We start from the raw sequence: 19,437 nt of genomic DNA, 5'->3' as shown, positions 1-19,437 counted from the left end.
CAACTTTTTCGATCGTCCTCAAGGGAAAACGAACCGATAGTTCGTATATGACCGGAACGGATATAAGCAAAAAATTCAACCAAGCACTCGCGTTGGAAAAGGAAGGAAAATATCCGGAAGCGATCCGACTTTACGAAAGTATCATTCTCTCCCAGCCTAAATACCAAAAGTCGTATCTCAACTTGGGAGCTCTTTACTCCAAACAAGGAGATTCCAAAAAAGCGATCGAAATCTATCAAAACGCGTTATCGATCTCCAAAACTCCGGAGCTATATTACAATATCGGCGTAGAGTTGTATCGATTGGGAGAAATCGAAACTTCGATCCGTTCCCTCAAAAAATCCCTGGAAATCGAAAAGAGATTTTTGAAATCGCATATCCTTCTCGCATACTGTTATCGACAAATCGAAAAAGACGATAAGACGGAATTGTATCTCACAAACGCGATCCGTCTCGATCCGAAAAATCGAATGGCGTTGACCGCCTTGGCCACGCTTCAATTCGAAAAGGAACGCTGGCGGGAATGTTTGGAAACCGCGACCAAGGTAAACGGATTGTATCCCGGAGATTCCAGAATGCAGGTGTTGATCTCCGAAGTCCATTCTCGACTCGGAAATTTTAAACAATCTTTCGAAATTTTAAAACAGGCCACTTCCCAATCCAAAGGCTTCACTAAATTTTCGGACGCGGTCGAAGAGAGCAAAAAAAATCAGGATGAGGCCGCCTTTTTCGATTCTCTGGAAAAACTTACCAAAAAGAAACTCGAGGAATTCCGCTCCAAATTCGAGATGAGCAAGGAAAACCCGGAAGACTTCGCTGCTCCCAATCCTCAGGATGCACTTGATCTTTCGCTTATGTATCTATTCCATGGTGATAAAGAGCGCGCTTTGAAATACATGCTCTACGCTCAGAAACAATTGGAAGAATCCGGTGCTCAGGAAAATTAATCGTCTTTTTTTATTCCTTCTATTCTTCGTTTGTTGTTTAGGTTCCTGCATCTATCCTATTCGTTATGCGGAAACTCTCGAAAGCGATCCTCAGTTTCTTTACTTGAATTCGGCTGAATTTTCGCAGACGGAATTGGAGAAACCGATCTCCCTTTGGGCGGTGCGCGGCTTCCGCGGAAAAGGAACCTCCCCCGAGGATAAAAATAACCTGGCGATTTTGTTCGCAAAAAACTCCCTATTGGACGACGCTGAGTCGTATTGGAAGGAATGTCTCAAATCCTCCGATCAAAATCCGATCTGCTTTTCCAATCTGATCCGGATGTATTTTCTCGTGGACGAATACGAAAGCGCCAAGATAGAAATCGCCTCCTATCTAAAATCAGCAAAGAAAAATCAAGTCAACGAACTCAGAAAGATATGGAACACACAAAATAGAAGGGAAGAGACCGTTTTGTTTTTGGACGTTCAATCCAAAGTTCCCGGAATGGAGGTCGTTTCCTGGGAAGAATTGGCTTCTTATTTTTTGGAAAAACACGATTTCGAAAAAGCGTATTATTATCTCGAAAAAATCCTGCAAATCAATCCGTACAACAAAAACGCACGGGCTTCTATGGTTTTTTTGGCGCACGATATGGAAAAATGGGACGATCTTCTGATGTTCGCCGTTAACCTTCATTCCACGGACGATAAAATTCCCGATCTCAATTATTATATCGCGAAAGCATATTATGAAAAACGAAATTACCAGGAAGCGCTGGATTGGATCCGCAAATCTCCCGACTCGGAAAGGGAAACTCTGGCTTTTTTGGAGTTATGGAAACGGATATTGTTGTCAGTCAATCCCAACGCGGACCTTAGCCCTCTTCTTCCGTACGTAAAAAAAATGCAGGCAAAAGGACTTCAGATCAAGGAAGAAGACATCCTTCCGACCCTGAATCCCGCCGGTAAAAAAGCGATGGAGGACATCAAGTCCGGAAGATGATACCGAACGAATTCGAAAACAGGTTTCAGGCTCGGAGTAAATCCCAAATCCGACGCGCTTGCAGAAAATTCTTGGGCTGATGAGTACGGATATAATCGATTCCTTTTAGGGAAAGAAACAACTCCGAAACCGCCGTGGCGATTTCACGTTCCGCAACCGGAAGACCGCCTAACGCGTTTCCTAAAAAGGATTTTTTAGCGACCGAAACCATCGTCGGAGAAAATTCCTCCCGGAGGGATTCGATTTTTCTGAGGACTTCGAAACTCACTCTAAAATCGGGACTCAGAAAAAAACCCATTCCCGGGTCGAAGATCAATTGTTCTTGGGAAATGCCCGCGTCGATCAAAACCTTTTTTCTTTCCCTAAAAAAGGAGACTATTTCCGAAATTACGTTATCCGTTGTTAGGTGAGAATCGATTCCAGCACGGTTGGCGCGATTGTACGAAAACATCAGAATGAATTTCTTTTCAGTATTCGAGTATTTCGAAATTTCATAAACCGATTCATCGTCCACGAATCCCCGGATATGATTGATGAATTCCGCACCGGCCTCCAAAGATTTACGGATAACGCTCGGCTGAAAGGAATCCACCGACACCCGGATTTTTTTTTCAACCAAATCGGGAATCACTTCGTTTAATCTATGCCATTCCACATCCGGTCCCACTAAATCGGCTTGGATGTTGGAGGATTGAGCGCCCGCATCGATCACGTTCGCACCGCCGAGAATCATTTCCTCCGCGTGTTTTAAGGAATCCTTTTTGTTTATGTAAAGTCCGCCGTCCGAAAAGGAATCCTCGGTGATGTTAAGAACGCCGAAGATCACCGGTAAACTGCGGGAAGAATTCGAATCCGGAAGGGTTTCCATCTTTAAAATATCGCTCTTAAGACCGATACTTTAAAGGAGATCCTGAAATTAAAACTAAAAACGGCACCTCGTTCTACTTTCTTTTTGGAGTGATTCATGCGTCTTCTTTCCAAGTTTCTTTTTATCCTTACTTTCTGCATCGGATCGCACGTACTTTCGCAGCCTTTGCCCGATCTTCCGGAAAAACAATTCGGACAACCTTTGAATACGCAGAACGACGAATACAATCCTATCGTCAGCCCGGACGGAAAATACGTCGTCTTCCAATCCAACCGACCCGGTGGCGAAGGAGGAATGGATCTTTGGATTTCCGAAAACGTCCAGTATCTCGATAAGGAAGCTCCCGCAGAATGGACGAAACCGGTCAACATGAACCAAAGTATCAGGGAAGAATTAAAACGCGCTTCCGTTTCCGGAGTTAAAAAACCGAACCTATTCAATACGAACGGTTTCGAAGGAGGTGCCTCGATCCTCTTCGACGAAAACAATTCTCCGGTGGAAATTTATTTCACCTCTACGGTAAATCAAACCCATGGCAGAAACGGCTTTGAAGGACTGAACCTATACCGCACGATCAAAGATAAAAAAACGGGAAGATGGACCGATCCGGAACATCTCAACGAGATCAACACGAACTTCAACGAAAAGATGCCCGCAATCTCTCCCGACGGAAGGTTTTTGATCTTTTCATCGGATCGGCCGGGCGGTTACGGAGATTTCGATCTTTGGATTTCGACCCGCGATCTCAAAACGGGGGTTTGGTCGCAGCCTAAAAATCTAGGCTCCCCGCTAAATTCTTCCGAGAGCGAAATCCTGCCGTTTATACATCAGGACGGAGAACAACTCTACTTCAGCTCCAATCGGGAAGACGAAAGAAAAAAATTCAAGATCTATCGTATCTTTCTCCGTTACAAATCCTCATTGGATCATATGCTGGAAGACGAAGAAGAAACCGTCGAGGAAACGAAAGCTACTTCCGTTAAATCTCAAAACGTCGAAATTCCGAAAATCGATCAATCCTCCCTTTTTCTTCTACCCAAACCGTTTAACACCGATAAGTGGGAAGGTTTCGATAACGAAGGAATCAGTTTCGATAGAGACGGAATCTGGGCCTTTATATCATCCAATCGTTCCGGAGGAGAAGGTCAGTTCGACATATATCGTTTTCAAGTTCCGGAAGCTCTTCGCAATTCGTACGCGCTCAATTTTAAGGGTCTAGTTTTGGACGGTTCCGAAAAGACGATGATCGGTCTCGATGCTACATTAAAAATTTATGATGGAACAAAACCTGCGAACGTCATCACCTCGAAACGTATCGGAGGGGATCTTACCAAAGGAAAACCATCCAACTTCAATACCGTACTACAAACCGGAAAAATTTATAAGATAGAAATCAGCTCACCTGGTTTCCATCCGCAAGAAGACATATTGGATTTGCGGGGAAACATCGGAAAAAACAGGAAAGTTTACAGGACTTATGTCTTACTTCCGATCAAAACCGGGGAAGCAAAAGCCGAGGAACCGGTCAAAAACAACGATCCGGTAACACAAAACGAAGAACCGAAAACTTCGACCGGATTTAAGGTCGTAGTTGCGGACGCCGCGACCAAAGCGGTAATCCCCGAAGCAAAAGTTACTTTATTCACTCCTACCAACAGAAAAGGGGAAAACCTACCGCTCGACGCTGACAAAAAGGCCTTTACGATCGAAAAACTTCCCGAGATAGACTTCGAGTTGTTTGCAACCGCTCCGAAATATATTTCCGAGAGCGTAAATATTATTCAAAAAAATATTTCCAAGAACGGAGTCGTGACGATTTACCTTAAAGCGGAGAAGGACGTAGATCCGATCTATAATCTACGGGTATACTTCGAATTTAATAAGACAAAAATGACGGACGATCACAAAAAGTTATTGGATCCTCTTGTAGACTATCTATCGAAAAATGCGTCCGATAAAATTGAAATCGGGGGACATACGGATAACGTCGCCTCAAAAGAATACAATACGAGATTGAGCGCCAAAAGGGCACGTAACGTTTACGAATATCTCCTGAGTAAAGGAATTTCTGAAAAACGGATTAAGGTCAGAGCTTATTGGTACTCGCAGCCGGATGCAGATAATGAAACGGAAAACGGAAGAGCAAAAAATCGAAGGGTGGGTTTCCGAAAACTCTAAGGAGTTTTCATGAACGTCGCTTATCAAAAATATCTACAGGCTCCGAGATCTTGGGAAACGATCCAAGACGTAAATAAGATAAAATATATTCTCAAGGAATATATCCACTTTCAAGGTTTGTTGGTGAAGGAATCGCCCTTTCATCAGGAATTAAAGCCGATGGAAATCAGGGAAGACGGCATTTTTGTTTTTCCGATAGATGCAACTTTGACCAACGTGGAAGAGGAACTCGTACTATATAGAACCCTTTCTAAACATATCGAAATCGGATTCGAAGTGATAGAAAAAACGGAAACCCAAATTTTCTGCAAACCCGTCTTCGCGAAAATAGCGAAAACCCAAAGGACTTCGCCTCGAATCGAGGGTTTGATCGGAAAGGTCGTATCTCATAAATTCCTGATTCCTAGAAAAGAATTGGAAATCACCAAAGTACTCGGAACTTCCGGACAAATCATACTCAACGATCTGAATCGAAAAATAAAACAGGCTTATCCCGGCTCCCGCCTGATCTTCAGTTCCTCCAAAGATTTAAGTCCCGAAGAAGAGCTCGTCAAAAAATATAAAAAACCGATTTATATTCCGGATACGACCGCGTTGGATTCGGAAACGAAACCCGACTTCGCCGGAATAGAACTTCTTCCTTTAAAGGAAATTCTTCAAGAGGAATTGCTCTTCGAGGAGAGGGCGCATTATTTCAAAAACGGAAAGGTTCGTTCCCTTTTGATTTATCCGATTTCATTTAAGAACGGAGACGATCTGCAGATTTTCGCAATGGGCGTGGTCGAATCGACGGAAGGTCCCGTATCCGAAGAAGTCGTACCTCTTTACAAGGAAATGGAGGAGATCTTTAATTCCAGAATGGGAGATTCAAACACCAAAGCGCTCGATGTAAAACAGAATGTTTTGAATATTTCGGAAGGTGGAATTCTACTCGAAGTCACTGAATCCGAACTGATCGAATCCTTTTTACACAAACCGTTTTTTACGGCCGACATCACATTCAAGATGCAGGCTCCCTTAAGATTCGCGTTTCATATCCGACATATTTCCCAAGTCGGAGAAATCTATCACGTAGGTGCAGAAATAGTTGGCTCCAACGATGCAAAGGCAAATATGACTCTATTGAAGAAAAATATGAACTTCATTAAGACTCAGTAATTTGCCTTGGAAAATCAGAAGAACTTTTTAACCACAGCCCCTTACAAGGGAACAAGAGATTTTTATCCGGACGAAATGCGATTGCGTAACTGGATGTTTTCCGTAATGCGGGAAACGGTCCTATCTTTCGGCTACGAGGAATACGACGGACCGATTCTCGAATCGTTCGACCTTTATAAAGCGAAAAGCGGAGAGGAAATCGTAGAACGTCAATTATACGACTTCGTGGACAAAGGAGAACGTAGAGTTGCGATTCGACCGGAGATGACTCCGACTCTTGCAAGAATGGTTGCGGGAAATCTTCGAAATCTTCCAAGACCCGTACGCTGGTTCTCCATTCCGAACCTTTGGCGTTACGAACAGCCAGGAAAAGGAAGACTTCGGGAACATTGGCAATTGAACGTGGACCTGTTCGGCGTGGATTCCTTTCGCGCGGAATTGGAGATACTTTTAATCGCGGATTCCATCCTAAAACGGTTCGGAGCTCCGGAAGGAAGTTATCAAATCCGAGTTTCTCACAGAAAACTTTTGGATAGTTTTTTAAAAAACACCCTCAAACTAAACGCGGATCAAGTTCACGGAGTTTCCAAACTTCTGGATAAAAAATCGAAAATTTCCGCGGAAGCCTTCGAAACGGAAATAAAACCGTTTCTCGACGACGCGACTAAACAAATACCTTGGATCGAAAAGTTCCTAAGTTCCGATCTTCAATCGGTTTCTGAAATCCCGGAAATCGATCCGGAATCCGTTTCGTTCATCCGCGACCTTTTCGGCGAATTACAGGCGTTAGGCGTTACAAAGCAGCTGATCTTCGATCCTTCGATCGTTCGCGGCTTCGACTATTACACCGGTTGTATTTTCGAGGTTTTCGACACCAATCCTGAAAACAGAAGGTCCTTGTACGGAGGCGGTCGTTACGATAATCTGATCGGACTTTTTTCAAAAGAGCAGCTTTCTGGAATCGGATTCGGACTGGGAGACGTGACTTTTAAAAATTTCCTCGAAGGTCACGGCTTGATTCCGAATCTGAATCGGGAAAAAACCGTGTTTCTTCCAATTATGGAAGAGTCTCTCTTTTTAGAAACGTTCAAACTTTCCAAAGAACTTCGGGAGAACGGAATTCTCGCGGAAACGATGTTGGATTCCGCAAAAATCGGAAAACAAATTCAAACCGCCGAAAAAAAAGGTTATCGTTTTGTATTGTTCCTCGGAGAATCGGAAATCAGTACGGATACGGTTCAGATCAAAGACTTGATATCCGGCGAACAAAAAAGCCTGCCCAGAAACGGGCTTTCGGAAATTCTCAAAAAAGACTTTCAACTTTGATTAAAGTCGTAGATAAGATCGATTATTCGCTCTCCACTTGGATAAGGGAGAATTTGCATAGCCCGAAAGTAAGTAGCGCGCTATCAAAAGTGAATCGAGGAGAAGTTTTTCTCGTTATCCTTCTACCATTTCTTTTTTTTAAAAGCGACTTACCGTTTGCGTGGTATTGGGTATTGGCGTTTACGGGAGCGGTTACATACGCAAACGACCGTTTCGTTTTATTCTTAAAGAAACTGATCGCAAGGAAACGCCCTCTTGTGACCGTCGCGGGAAAAGTGGATTCCAATCCGGATATGAAACATTCGTTTCCGTCGGCGCACGCGGCCAATTCTATGACGGCCGTTTTGATTTTGGTTCTATTATTCCAGTTTCCCCCGGCCTTGATACTAGTCAGTCTTTTGGCCGGAGTGGGCAGATTACTTTCTCTCCATCACTTCGTAAGCGACGTGATCGGAGGTTGGATCATCGGTTCGATTTTCGGACTTACCGGTTTATTTCTTGGAAACGCTCTTCTTAGATTTTGCTGCTCCTGATTTGGAACCCAAGGCGTCCAGTGTCAGTTTATGACGGATTTCCCCGGCATACGTTATCGCAGTAGAAGAAAGAATTTCGTCGTTCAGATCCAAATTGATCTTTTTATCTTTAATCAGTAGTTTCAAAAAGTTTAATACGTTTTTTCCGAACATTTTGGAAGCGTCGTTCGGAATCGATCCCGCAAGATTTTTGTGACCGATTACGGTAACACCCTTTGGAGTGATCACGTTTTGACCGTGTTTCGTATATTCGCAGTTTCCACCCATCGGAGACGCGAGATCTATTACTACGGAACCTGATTTCATGTTATCTACGATCTTTTTAGTAATCAGAATGGGGGCTTTTCTGCCGGGAATCAACGCTGTGGTAATGATAACGTCCGCTTTTTGGGCGAATTTATCGATCGCTTCCTGCTGACGCTTTTTATATTCTTCCGTTTGCTCCACAGCATAACCGCCCGCTGCCGCGGAATGAGACGCTCCTTCCACTTCGACGAACTTCGCTCCCAAGGATTGAACCTGTTCCTTCACTTCCGGACGAGTGTCGAATACGTCCACGACCGCTCCTAATCTTCTCGAAGATGCGATGGCTTGTAAACCGGCAACGCCCGCCCCGATGATCAACACGGACGCTGGAGTGATCGTGCCCGCTGCGGTGGTTAACATCGGAAAGAAACGCGCCAAATTCGCAGCCGCCAAAAGCACCGCCTTATAACCGGCGACGGTCGCCTGTGAGGAAAGAACGTCCATAGATTGCGCCCTGGTAATTCTCGCGATCGCGTCCAAACTCAACACTTCCACTTTTTTAGCGGCCAGTTTTTGAATCGTAGGCGCGTTCATCGCCGGTTGAAACATTCCGAGATAAATCGTTCCTGTCTTTATTTTTGCAAGAGTTGCCGGATCGGCGAGATGGATGCTTACGATAATATTGGATTTGCTGAGAACGTCCTGACGAGAAACCAAACTTGCGCCGGCCTTTTTATAATCCTCGTCGTGATAGAAAGATTGTTCTCCGGCGCCTTTTTCGACGATGACCGAAGCTCCGATCTTTTTCAACGCGTCGATAATATCGGGAGTTACGGAAACTCTCGTCTCTTCTTTAGCTTCTTTTAAAATTCCAATAATCATAAGTTTATCCCGGTGATAAATCGCGTGTTATAGGGCACGCTTCGGTAAAGTACGTCCAGATTTTCTTCGCGTAAATTTAATCCAAGTTATTTTTGAAGTATTCGATTGTTTTCCGAATTCCTTCCGTTAGAGCAACCTTGGGTTCGAATCCTAACTTCTGCCTTGCAAGGGTTAAATCCGGTTTTCTGCGGGCAGGATCGTCCTGAGGCAAAGGTTTGTGGATCAACTTGGAAGACGAACCGGTTTGCTTTAGAACCAATTCAGCTAATTCCCGAACCGTAAATTCGCCGTCGTTTCCGAGATTGACCGGACCGGAAAAATTTTCGGTATTCATCATTCTAACGATGCCGTCCACAAGATCGTCCACGTAACAGAAGGAGCGAGTTTGTTCTCCGTCTCCGTAAAGGGTTATGTCTTCTTTTTTCAAAGCCTGAACGATGAAATTGCTTACCACGCGGCCGTCGTCCGGAAGCATATTAGGACCGTACGTATTAAAGATCCGTATCACCCTGATATCCACTTGGTGATTTCTTTGATAATCGAAGCAAAGGGTTTCCGCGACCCGCTTTCCTTCGTCGTAACAGCTTCTGATGCCGATAGGATTCACGTTCCCCCAATACGTTTCCTTTTGAGGATGTTCCAAAGGATTACCGTAAACCTCGCTCGTCGATGCTTGCAGAATTCTTGCGTTTACGCGTTTCGCAAGTCCGAGCATGTTCATCATTCCAAGAACGTTCGTTTTGATCGTCTTGATGGAATTGGATTGATAATGAATGGGACTTGCCGGACAAGCCATGTTGTAGATTTGATCCACTTCCAACTTGATGGGATCGGTGATGTCGTGACGGATGAATTCGAAGCGGGCATCGTCCAGAAGAGTTTCAATGTTTTTTTTTCTTCCTGTATGAAGATTATCCAAACAGATGACTTCGTTTCCTTCCTTCAAAAGTCGGGAACATAAATGTGATCCGATAAATCCGGCTCCGCCTGTGACTAAAATTCTTCGTTTGCTCATGATTCTTCTTTTTCCAAAAATTCCGCCGGCAGGGGTTTTCCGTTTAAGTCCAAACCTTTACTGAAAAACCATTCCATCACTTCCGGAGTTACGTCCCCCGGAAACGGCGCCTCCAAACTTGTATTATATGGATCGAGAAAAGGATTTTCTTCCGTGGAAAATTCTTCTCGAGGCGCGGGTTGAAAGATCTTTTTGACGGATATAAATATGATGGATAAGCTAAAAAAAGACCAGAGAAGGGCAATCAAATATCCCAAGACGATCACGGATTTTGGAACGTTCTTAGAGGCGTTCGCTCCCGTGATCCACGCTGCCATGATACCGGCGTCGGTATGAACGATGTTGCCCGTAAAATCGAGAAGATCGTATAATCCGTAAAGAGTGATGCTCGTTCCCATAAATACGAGCACGAAAGGATTGAATTTCAAATTCAAAAATCCTAAAAGAACAAAACCCAACCCCCAGAGAATGCCAGTGTATTGCGCAAGATTTCCGGGCTTGGAATACGAGACGGTCATGAGCAAAAGAATCGCTCCGAAGGAAATCAAAGTCGGCCGGATCATTTTTCCGGAAAATCCGCGGTTGAGAAGAAATCCTCCGATTAGACAAGAACCCAAATAGCCGGCGGAAACCACGAAGATAAACGAACCGCTTCCCGAATTCGGAATCGCGATCGTTTCTCCGGATTCGTTTCCATGGAGTTCGATCGTATGTACGGAACCTCCGGTCAACAAGGCGGCGATCGCGTGCCCCAGTTCGTGAACGAATACGATAAAATCCTTTAGATAACTTACGAGATGATGATCCCAAAAGGAAAAAAGCGTGATCGCTATGGATATAAAAATCGTAAGCCTGAGAAATCGATTCTCCATCGATTTAAATATCGGCAGAATTCAAAACCGGAAGAAGCAAATTGACGTTGGGCGAAAGTGGAATTCCTCGTTTAAAACGATTAGATCGTCCTAAAATGTTCCAAAATTTCCTTTAGTTTAGCGGCCTTTTGAACCGACTCGTCCACCGTCTGTTTGATTTCCCCCGAAGTTTTCGCAATCGATTCCGAATTTTCGGCGATGTTCAACATCGAATTGGAAATCTCTTCGGATGCCGTCTTCTGAAAGTTAGACGATTCTGTAACCGTTTCTCCGAGACGATTGACTTGAACTGTGTTCTTGCGGATTTCATTCAACTTCTCTGCCTGAGCCGCAAGCGAAGCAGTTACGATCGTTGCGGAGGAATTGACTTCCGAGATGTAATCCGTAAGTTCCTTAACGATCGAAAGGGATTCCTGAAATTTCTCCGCGCCGAAATCCACCGCTTTCGTCGTATCGCCGATTAAGTTCACGATATCTTTGATGGAATTTCTGGTTTGGTCCGCAAGTTTGGAAATTTCTTCCGCTACGACGCTGAATCCTTTACCGGCTTCCCCCGCTCTTGCGGATTCGATCGACGCGTTAAGCGCGAGAAGATTCGTTTTTTCGGAAATGGAAGTGATCATATTGATGATTTTGGAAATCCCGCTGGAGTATTCCTTGATTTGATCCATCGCGAGGATCGCGCGTCCGAACGTTTCCTCGCTTTGAGAGGCCTTGGTTTTAACGGAAGCCGTTTGATTGGAAAGATTTTCCATCGACTTGGAAACGTTGTGGATCGAATCGTTCACCTTGCCGATGCCCTCGTTGATGGCGCCCAAACCGGTTGATTGTAAATGAATCGAATTTACGATTTCCTCCAGAGTCGAGGAAAGTTCCTGCGAAGCGGAAGCGGTTTCTTCCACGGAAGCCGCCTGTGCGTGCGTATGTCCCTGGAATTGTTCCGTGGATTCGGATAAATACGCGTACAACTTGTCGTTCTTTTCGAAGTTCTCCTTTATCTGAACGAGCAAACCCCAAACACTGATTACTAACACGCGTAAGCTGGAGTATATTTCGGAAACTTCCGTGTATTCCTGTCGTGCGGGAATTTCCTTGATGAAGTTTCCGGAAACTATTTCCTTTTGGATCGATATGATTTCGTGGATCCGTTTTCGGTAATTCAGAATGGTTAAGATCAAAAGAGAAAGACCCGAAGTCCCGCAGACGATTCCCAGAATCGGAAGAAAAATCATACCTTGTTTGAGCCATTCGAAATTGGCGAACAGAAGAGGAACGAAAACGAGCAGACTGTATGTGAGAATTTTTCCGGCCAATCCGAGCTTTTTCAAAAGGGCGCGGAATCGGGTTTTGATTTTCCAAGAGAAAGATTCCGTATTTTTTAGTTCACCGAATAGGATCTCCGCTTGTTCGATCTGCTTTCGAGTCGCTTTCTTTCGAACGGACATATAACCGGACACGACCCCGTCCTTCATCACCGGGGTAATCGTCGCATCGACCCAATAATGATCGCCGGACTTCGCCCTGTTTTTGACGACTCCGTTCCAAGGATTTCCTCCTTGAATCGTATCCCACATATCCTGATAGACGTACGGAGGAACGTCCGGATGACGAATTAGATTATGCGGTTCTCCGATCATTTCTTTTTCGGAGAAGCCGCTGATGTCCGCAAAATCCTGACTTACGTAAGAGATTCTTCCTTTCGTATCGGTCCTGGAAATGAGAACCGCATTCGCGGGAATCGGAAGTTCTCGATTGGTAACCGGAAGATTTTTTCTCATACGTTTCCTCTCTTTTACATCGCATAAAAGTCGTTACATACTTTAAAGAAGAATTTTGAAACCGATCGGAAAAGAATTCCGTCGCCTATCCGAAAAAAACGATGAGACAAAATAATAAAAACAATGATTTCATAATATGTTTTTGAAACAGAAAGTCGAATTTCGTTATTTTCGGTTTTTATAGACTAGTTTCGATCGCGTATCGATTGCGCTTTATACACTTTCGTGAAAAATAGGTTCGTGGATCTGCGATTTTGTTTTTTAATTTCGGGTTTATTTCATGTTCTCATCCTGATCGGTTACGGTTTTTTTTTCCGTAAAGCAGAATCAACTACGGATATTCGGATCTTTTTAAAAAAGGGCGCGGACCTGAATTTCGTTCTGGACTTTAATCGTGACGGCTCAGGAAAAAATGCGGAATCCGAACGTAAGAGTCCTTCCGATCCCCGAGGGACTCTTGAAAAAGAGATCCGGCGTTTTCAAAACGAAATACACTTTCCGGAAAGGGCGCTGGAACAAAGACTGGAATCGGATTGTTCCTGGGAGGTAAGGATAAAATCTGGCGGAAAGGGAGAAATTCTCCGGACGATACAACCATGCGCTTATTCGATTTTCGAGAACGAATTTCGAAGAGCTCTGAAAACTTGGAAATTCGAACTGGAAGAAGATACGAATATAATCATTCCGGTTTCTTTTAAGATAGATGAACGAGAACTCTGAAATCGACGAATGGTACGCTCTTTACACAAATCCGAGAGCGGAAAAAAAACTCAGACATTTACTGATACAAAACAGGCTGGAGTGTTTTCTGCCTTTGCTTTCCAAAAAGAAAAAATGGTCCGACCGTTGGAAAGTAATCGAAGAACCTTTGTATCCTTCCTATATTTTCGTAAAAATTCAATTCTATCGGGACCGGGTCAAAGTGCTTCAATTACCCGGCGCTCACCATTTCGTTTTTTATGCGGGGAAACCGTATGCGATTCCGGATGAGGACCTGAATTTGGTTCGTATTTTTCTGGAATCCTTTCCGAATAAGATAGAAATTCAGATCCAGGAAAAATTGCTTCCCGGTAAAAAAGTCAAAGTTCGGGAAGGGCCGTTCGCCGGTTACAATGCGGAAGTCGTTCGCAAAAAAAACGAAGAGCAAATTATAGTCAAATTTCCCGGAATGAATTTAATGACTTCGGTGACCTTGGACATAGGAACGCTGAAACTGGAGGAAACCATTGAGTCAGATTTTTGAAAAGATAGAAAAAGCGATCGATATAGAGATAGAATCCATTCTCCATTTTAGAAAGAATTTGGATCCCTCCATTCAAAAAGGAATCGAATTGATTCTAAACTCCAAAGGAAAATTGATCGTAACCGGAGTCGGCAAATCGGGAGACATCGGTAAAAAAATTTCCTCGACCCTATGTTCCACGGGAACTCCTTCCGTTTTTCTCCATCCCGCCGACGCAGCGCATGGAGACGCGGGTATTATCGCTCATGACGACGTCGTAATCGCGATCGGTAAATCCGGAGAGAGCGAAGAGTTGTTGAACTTGATTCCCACGATCAAAAACATCGGAGCCAAATTGATAGCGATGACGGCTAACGCAGACTCGAAACTGGCAAAAGAATCCGATGTTTTACTTTTAACTCCGGTTCTAAAAGAAGCGTGTCCTCTCGAACTTGCGCCGACTTCGAGTACGACCATCGCCCTGATTTTAGGAGATGCGATCGCGATGTGTTTGATGGAAATCAAGGATTTTAAACGTGAAGACTTCGCGTTGTATCACCCCGCCGGGAGGCTCGGTAAACGCCTAAGTCTTAAGATCGACGACGTTATGCGCAAAGGATCCGACCTTGCAAAAGTTTCGCCTGAATCGACTTTGGAAGACGTATTAACGGAAATTACCGTTAAGCGACAAGGCGCGACGGGTGTAGTTGAATCCTCGGGTAAACTTTCAGGAATCATCACCGATTTCGACATTCGCAAAAAATTAAAGGAAGGAAAATTGGTTTCTTCGATTGAAGCAAAAGACCTTATGAATTCGAATCCGACGGTATTTTCATCCGGAACGAACGCCTACGAGGTTTTGCAAAGTATGGAATCGAGGCCGAATCCAATTTCCGTTGCGCCGATCGTGGACGAATCGAAAAATCTCATCGGGATCGTATCGATTCACGACCTTTTGCAAAAAGGACTTTGAAGGTGTCACGTTTCGCCGACGTAGAAGTGGTTCTTACCGTAAGCGAAGAGGAATTCTTTTCCTTAAACGAACTTCCTCTTTGCGATCGTATAGAAATTCGTTTGGATCTTTTTTCACCGTCGAAGATTAAAATCGATTTAACCGAACAAATCCGACGACTCGACGCCCGTTGTATTTTTACGTATCGGCAGGCGGGTGATACGGATCAGATCGCGTCTTCTTCGGAAAAGGATATCGATTTTAAAACCTTGGCGGAAACCCTCGATCCCGAAAGACACTACTTGGATCTTGAATTAAACCGCACCAACGATCTTTTGGAACCCTTTTCCGAACGAGGTTTCGGTTTAGTGCGTTCCGTGCATAAATTTGACGGGATTTTAAATCGTACCGAAATCGAAAATTGGATCACGAACGATTCTTTTTTCAACGGCAGCAAAAAATATTTCGGAACTTTTCCTTTGGTGTATAAGTTTGCAGTCTTTCCGCAAACGGTTTCCGAGACGGCGGATTTTCTTTTTTCTATCGGACAAATTGCGAATAAATTCAAAAGATATAATATACTTCTTACCGGAATTTGTATGGGACCGATGGGAATAGTTTCCAGGATTTTTCCGGAACGTTTCGGTTCCTATTTTACGTATTGTTGTTTAGCGGAACCGAAAGCCCCGGGTCAGGTCGATATAAAATCCTGGAACCGACTACGCAGCGCGGTTTCGAATTAGGTTTTATTCGAACTTTGGGAATCCGGCTCTTTGTCCCTTTCCCCGCCCTTTGACTCCAGAAAATTTTTAAAAGACGACCTTTCCTTAAAACGATCGAATTCCTTTTCTTCGGCGGCTGCGGCCCAGATCGAAGGCTTCATATCGGCGGCTTTGCGGATATAATCCATCGTCTTTTCAAGATCGTCCTTATTCGCATAACATTTCGCTAATAGATAATAAGCTCCTGAAGAACCGCCCACTTTTTCCAGAAGTAAAATCGCCTGGTCGAATTTTCCGGTATAATAATAAGCCTTTCCGAGATAAAAACGATATTCTCTCTGTTCTTCTTCGGAGGATTTTACTCCGTGAAAATAACGAAGAGCCTTTTCGTATTCTCCGCGGTTGGTATAATAACGCGCTAATTTTAGAATTCCGTCGTTATAAACGTCCGGCAGATCCTTAAAATCCGGATTTTCCTTTTCCAGAGCGGCCGCTATTTCCTTAAGAATCGAATAACCTTCCGTTTCTTCCTTATTTTGTATCTTACACAACGCGAGATACATCCTAATTTCTCTGGTACGCTCGCCGAACTCCAAAGCCCTTTCGGCGGTTTTGATCGCGTTTTCGCAATCTTTGACCTCGTATTTGAGTTTTGTCAAACCAACCAGAGGTTGAACCGTGGCATTGGCCGCGTATGATTTCCTATAATACTTTGCAGCGTCCTCGTATTTTTTCATCTTATGATACGCGACTGCCTGATTTAAATTTGCATAATATAACATTTTTGTACTATTATTTCCGATTTTCGTCTCAAGTTTATCCAGAATCGGAAGCGCTTCGGCGTATTTTTCGTTACGAATCAGAGTGACTCCGTATTTGTAGAGATAATCCTCTTTTTCCGGAAAATCCTTCACTAAACCTTCCAAAATTCCCTCGGCTTTTTGAAACTCCTTTTGATTGGCGTAAACGAGAGAGAGGTTCCAGCGGGCGGATTCGTTACTGGGATCTTTTTTCAGAATTTTGAGAAAATCCTCTTCCGATTGTTGCGAAGAAGTTTCTGATTCTTCCGAGATAGGACGTTTCGGTTTATGAACGACGTGATGTCCCGTGGAAAGTCTCTCCTCCGCCGTCGATCTGATTTTTTGAATATGGGTAAGATCCGGATCGATCCTAAGTAAACGGTTGGAATACGAGATCACTTCATGATAATCCCGCTGATAGTTGAAGTATAGGATGATTTTTTGATAACAGTTTACGAGATCTTTTTTCGGTAGATTCAAACCCACCGCTTTTTTGAAACTTTGGATCGATTTAGGATAGTCTCTTCTGTATTCGTAGATGTAACCCATATACATCCACGCTTCTCCGGAAGAAGGATTGGCTTCGTTGAATTTCTGGAACTCGTCCATGGCCTTGGAAAAGTCCTTTCTCGCATACGCCTTCTTCCCTTCCTTTAAATCCGCAAACAAGGATCCGCACAAAAGAAAGGAAAAAAAGACGAGGAAAAAAATCCGAAGCATAGGACCAGTTTGGAAAAGGAAGACTTTTTTAAAAGTGAATTTGCGTCCCCCTTTCGTACCGGTTTATAATAAATTTCCTAATTTTTCCCCTTTTTTAGAAGCCAATCCCTCTGTTGCACGAAGCGCAAAACTCATCGTAGTGATTTGCGGATTTACGGACAAACCCGTAGGATAAACGGATGCGTCGATGACGAAGATGTTTTTATGTCCGTACAATTCAAGATTCGGATCGACGGCCCCTCTTTCCGGAGAATCTGCGGCTTGAATCGAACCGTGCGGATGAGCCGAACCGACCGACAAACTTCCCGGGTTGAATTTTTTATCAAGGACCCAATCGAATTTAGAGTTTCGATCCACGGAAATCGGTCCTTCCAAATCCATAAACGGAAAGATCAATTGTTTTGCACCGGCTGCGACTTGAACCTCGGCCAACATCTTCAATCCGCGAAGCATATTCTTTCCGTCCCCCGGTGTCAGTTCGAAATAAACTTTTCTGGAACCTAAGGACCATTTTACGGAAGCGTTCGCTTCTCCGTCGGCGCCGTCACGAACAAGCACGATACCCGCGCTCATGTTCGGATATTTTTGAATCATCTCGAACTGTTGTTTCCCGTAAAACGGAATCAAAGAAGCAACTAACGTAGGTCGAAACGGAGCGACTTCCAGCCAAAAGCCGTAACCGGTATTATTCTGATTATGACCGTCTTTGATTACGGCGGATTGAGGCGGACCGGAAAACATGTTGATCGTTTCGTCGAAAACGGCGAAGATCGTACTCGTAGGGTGAACTTTTAAATTCCTTCCCACCCAATCGTTCCCCAATCCGGATCTTTGCAGCAACGCAGGGCCTTCGATCGCACCCGCGCTGACTATAACGACCGGTGCGGAAATCTTGATTTTGTCGATGACCGTATCCGGCGCTTTTTCGTACGGATCCGGAGTGAATTCCGCAACGACCGTTTTTATCGCTCCGTCATGGATCACCTGGGCTTTCATATTTGCGATCACGAGAGCGCCCGCTTCGATCGCATCGGGAATATACGTTAAAAACATCGACTGTTTGGCGTTAATCGGACAACCCAAACCGCATCTTCCCAAACCGATACAACCTCGATTGTTGTTGTTCAGAACTTCCGGATGAAGACCGAGTGCTTTTCCGCCTTTCATCAAAGTATTGTTATTCGCATTGATCAGATTTTCGGGAACTGGATGTACGCCCAATCTTTCGTGCACGGAAGAAACGTACGGATCCATATCCTTTCTGGAATAACCTTTTAAACCGAATCTTTGATCCCATTCGGAGGTAACGTAATCCGGAGGATAGAGGGAAGTCTGCCAGTTTACGGTTGTTGAACCTCCGACGGTTCTTCCTTGGAGAATACTCAGCGTTTGTTCTTCCGAGACGATAAAACCAGCGTCTCTGTACAATCTCGCGGAGGATAAAAATTCCTCTCCGTTAAATTGAGCCGGAGTAAAGTAAGAGCCTTCCTCGATGAGGATCACGTTCCATCCCTTTTTGGCCAAGGTTGCGGCGGCGACCGCTCCTCCGGCACCGGAACCGATTACAACCGCTTCCGCTTTGAGTTCCCAGACTCCGTTTTTGATATTCTCGCGTTCTATGATTTCCTTATGATGTTTAGGAACGATAATTTTAGAATTTGCCGCCGGAATTCCGCCCATAGTTAAACCTCGTATCCCGCTAATTTTTGAATTCGTTTGTCTTTCGAAACCAGAAAGAACGCGATCTGCCGCATGATGGAATAAGCGCCCCGTTTGAGATTGAGAGAGGAATTTTTCCAAGAAAGAAGACGTTTTTCCCGATCTTCCACGCTCAAACCGATCATCGGAGTAAACGAAAAATCGAGCGCGAGCGAAGCCAATCGCGAAGAAGGAATCATTCCCAACAAAAGCAAAACGTCTTCGGTATCGATCGGGGTCGGATGCCCGTATATGTAATCGTCCATCGCCACTCCGAGATCGAAATCGGAGATGGGATTTCCCTGTAAAAAAACTTCTCCCAAAGATTTATAAGAAAGATATTGATCCTCTTTCAAACCTCTAAGACGCGGAATCGACCCTCCACAAGCGTTCATTCCGGGTAGAACGAACGCAGTGATCGCGAGAAATTTCAAACCGAGTTTAAGAAAACGATTCCGAGAAATCGGTTCTTGCAGAAACAGCTCCAAGTTCACCTCCCGCCGCCGCAAAGCAGACCGCGGTTTTTTATATAACAACC

At 44.3% G+C, this 19,437-nt stretch carries 18 protein-coding genes; 10 read left to right on the top strand and 8 right to left on the bottom strand.

The window, feature by feature from the left end; all coding sequences use genetic code 11:
- The first annotated feature begins 47 nt into the window (after positions 1-47).
- A complete protein-coding gene (locus EHQ17_RS18370) occupies positions 48-947 on the top strand; it encodes a tetratricopeptide repeat protein (RefSeq protein ID WP_135593940.1) in 900 nt (299 codons plus the stop codon).
- The gene (locus EHQ17_RS18365) at positions 931-1,929 is read left to right on the top strand and encodes a tetratricopeptide repeat protein (RefSeq protein WP_425460726.1); all 999 of its coding nucleotides are present in this window, start codon (positions 931-933) and stop codon (positions 1,927-1,929) included. The genes EHQ17_RS18370 and EHQ17_RS18365 overlap by 17 nt, the downstream gene beginning before the upstream one ends.
- A gap of 25 nt (positions 1,930-1,954) precedes the next feature.
- Here the strand turns inward: EHQ17_RS18365 and folP are convergent, their stop codons facing one another.
- A complete protein-coding gene (gene folP, locus EHQ17_RS18360; RefSeq protein WP_135593666.1) occupies positions 1,955-2,797 on the bottom strand; it encodes a dihydropteroate synthase in 843 nt (280 codons plus the stop codon).
- Between the two features lie 96 nt (positions 2,798-2,893).
- Here folP and EHQ17_RS18355 point away from each other — a divergent pair, with 96 nt between their 5' ends.
- The 4 genes from EHQ17_RS18355 to EHQ17_RS18340 are packed head-to-tail and all read left to right on the top strand — an operon-like array spanning position 2,894 to position 7,992.
- Positions 2,894-4,975: an OmpA family protein gene (locus tag EHQ17_RS18355; protein WP_135736226.1), complete on the top strand. Its 2,082-nt coding sequence runs from the start codon at positions 2,894-2,896 to the stop codon at positions 4,973-4,975.
- A 9-nt stretch (positions 4,976-4,984) separates the two neighbouring features.
- Entirely contained in the window at positions 4,985-6,133 is a 1,149-nt protein-coding gene (locus EHQ17_RS18350) for a DUF1577 domain-containing protein (protein ID WP_135593671.1), read from the top strand.
- A 6-nt stretch (positions 6,134-6,139) separates the two neighbouring features.
- A complete protein-coding gene (hisS, locus tag EHQ17_RS18345) occupies positions 6,140-7,459 on the top strand; it encodes a histidine--tRNA ligase (protein ID WP_135593673.1) in 1,320 nt (439 codons plus the stop codon).
- Complete coding sequence (locus tag EHQ17_RS18340; RefSeq protein ID WP_135593676.1) at positions 7,456-7,992, top strand: phosphatase PAP2 family protein; 537 nt, start codon at positions 7,456-7,458, stop codon at positions 7,990-7,992. Before hisS ends, EHQ17_RS18340 begins: the two co-directional genes overlap by 4 nt.
- On the opposite strand, the gene EHQ17_RS18335 is transcribed toward EHQ17_RS18340, so the two are convergent.
- The 4 genes from EHQ17_RS18335 to EHQ17_RS18320 all read right to left on the bottom strand — a co-directional run bounded on the left by EHQ17_RS18335 (position 7,951) and on the right by EHQ17_RS18320 (position 12,785).
- A complete protein-coding gene (locus EHQ17_RS18335) occupies positions 7,951-9,120 on the bottom strand; it encodes a Re/Si-specific NAD(P)(+) transhydrogenase subunit alpha (protein ID WP_135593679.1) in 1,170 nt (389 codons plus the stop codon). The two genes, EHQ17_RS18340 and EHQ17_RS18335, sit on opposite strands and share 42 nt — an antisense overlap.
- A 76-nt stretch (positions 9,121-9,196) precedes the next feature.
- Positions 9,197-10,135, bottom strand: coding sequence for a UDP-glucuronic acid decarboxylase family protein (locus EHQ17_RS18330; protein ID WP_135593681.1), 939 nt, complete (start codon positions 10,133-10,135; stop codon positions 9,197-9,199).
- Positions 10,132-11,007 carry a M50 family metallopeptidase gene (locus tag EHQ17_RS18325; protein WP_135593683.1) on the bottom strand — a complete coding sequence of 292 codons (876 nt, stop codon included), beginning with the start codon at positions 11,005-11,007 and terminating at the stop codon, positions 10,132-10,134. Before EHQ17_RS18325 ends, EHQ17_RS18330 begins: the two co-directional genes overlap by 4 nt.
- 80 nt (positions 11,008-11,087) lie before the next feature.
- On the bottom strand, positions 11,088-12,785 hold the full coding sequence (locus tag EHQ17_RS18320) for a methyl-accepting chemotaxis protein (RefSeq protein ID WP_135593686.1): 1,698 nt from the start codon (positions 12,783-12,785) through the stop codon (positions 11,088-11,090).
- A 240-nt stretch (positions 12,786-13,025) separates the two neighbouring features.
- Between EHQ17_RS18320 and EHQ17_RS18315 the strand changes: the two genes are divergently transcribed.
- The 4 genes from EHQ17_RS18315 to EHQ17_RS18300 are packed head-to-tail and all read left to right on the top strand — an operon-like array spanning position 13,026 to position 15,702.
- On the top strand, positions 13,026-13,505 hold the full coding sequence (locus EHQ17_RS18315; RefSeq protein ID WP_135593688.1) for an LIC_10042 family TonB-like protein: 480 nt from the start codon (positions 13,026-13,028) through the stop codon (positions 13,503-13,505).
- Complete coding sequence (locus tag EHQ17_RS18310) at positions 13,489-14,028, top strand: UpxY family transcription antiterminator (RefSeq protein WP_135593690.1); 540 nt, start codon at positions 13,489-13,491, stop codon at positions 14,026-14,028. Before EHQ17_RS18315 ends, EHQ17_RS18310 begins: the two co-directional genes overlap by 17 nt.
- The gene (locus EHQ17_RS18305; protein ID WP_135593692.1) at positions 14,012-14,980 is read left to right on the top strand and encodes a KpsF/GutQ family sugar-phosphate isomerase; all 969 of its coding nucleotides are present in this window, start codon (positions 14,012-14,014) and stop codon (positions 14,978-14,980) included. The genes EHQ17_RS18310 and EHQ17_RS18305 overlap by 17 nt, the downstream gene beginning before the upstream one ends.
- 2 nt (positions 14,981-14,982) lie before the next feature.
- Positions 14,983-15,702: a type I 3-dehydroquinate dehydratase gene (locus EHQ17_RS18300; protein WP_135593694.1), complete on the top strand. Its 720-nt coding sequence runs from the start codon at positions 14,983-14,985 to the stop codon at positions 15,700-15,702.
- On the opposite strand, the gene EHQ17_RS18295 is transcribed toward EHQ17_RS18300, so the two are convergent.
- The 3 genes from EHQ17_RS18295 to EHQ17_RS18285 all read right to left on the bottom strand — a co-directional run bounded on the left by EHQ17_RS18295 (position 15,699) and on the right by EHQ17_RS18285 (position 19,387).
- Positions 15,699-17,201, bottom strand: a complete 1,503-nt coding sequence (locus EHQ17_RS18295) for a tetratricopeptide repeat protein (protein WP_135593695.1) — start codon at positions 17,199-17,201, stop codon at positions 15,699-15,701. The genes EHQ17_RS18300 and EHQ17_RS18295 overlap by 4 nt on opposite strands.
- 63 nt (positions 17,202-17,264) lie before the next feature.
- On the bottom strand, positions 17,265-18,881 hold the full coding sequence (locus tag EHQ17_RS18290; RefSeq protein ID WP_135593697.1) for a GMC family oxidoreductase N-terminal domain-containing protein: 1,617 nt from the start codon (positions 18,879-18,881) through the stop codon (positions 17,265-17,267).
- A gap of 2 nt (positions 18,882-18,883) precedes the next feature.
- Entirely contained in the window at positions 18,884-19,387 is a 504-nt protein-coding gene (locus EHQ17_RS18285) for a hypothetical protein (RefSeq protein ID WP_135593699.1), read from the bottom strand.
- Positions 19,388-19,437 lie beyond the last annotated feature (50 nt).

Source organism: Leptospira gomenensis (assembly GCF_004770155.1).
GTDB classification, from domain to species: domain Bacteria; phylum Spirochaetota; class Leptospiria; order Leptospirales; family Leptospiraceae; genus Leptospira; species Leptospira gomenensis.
The sequence above is the reverse complement of the archived record's forward strand: the minus strand, read 5'-3'. Positions and strand labels throughout refer to the sequence as shown.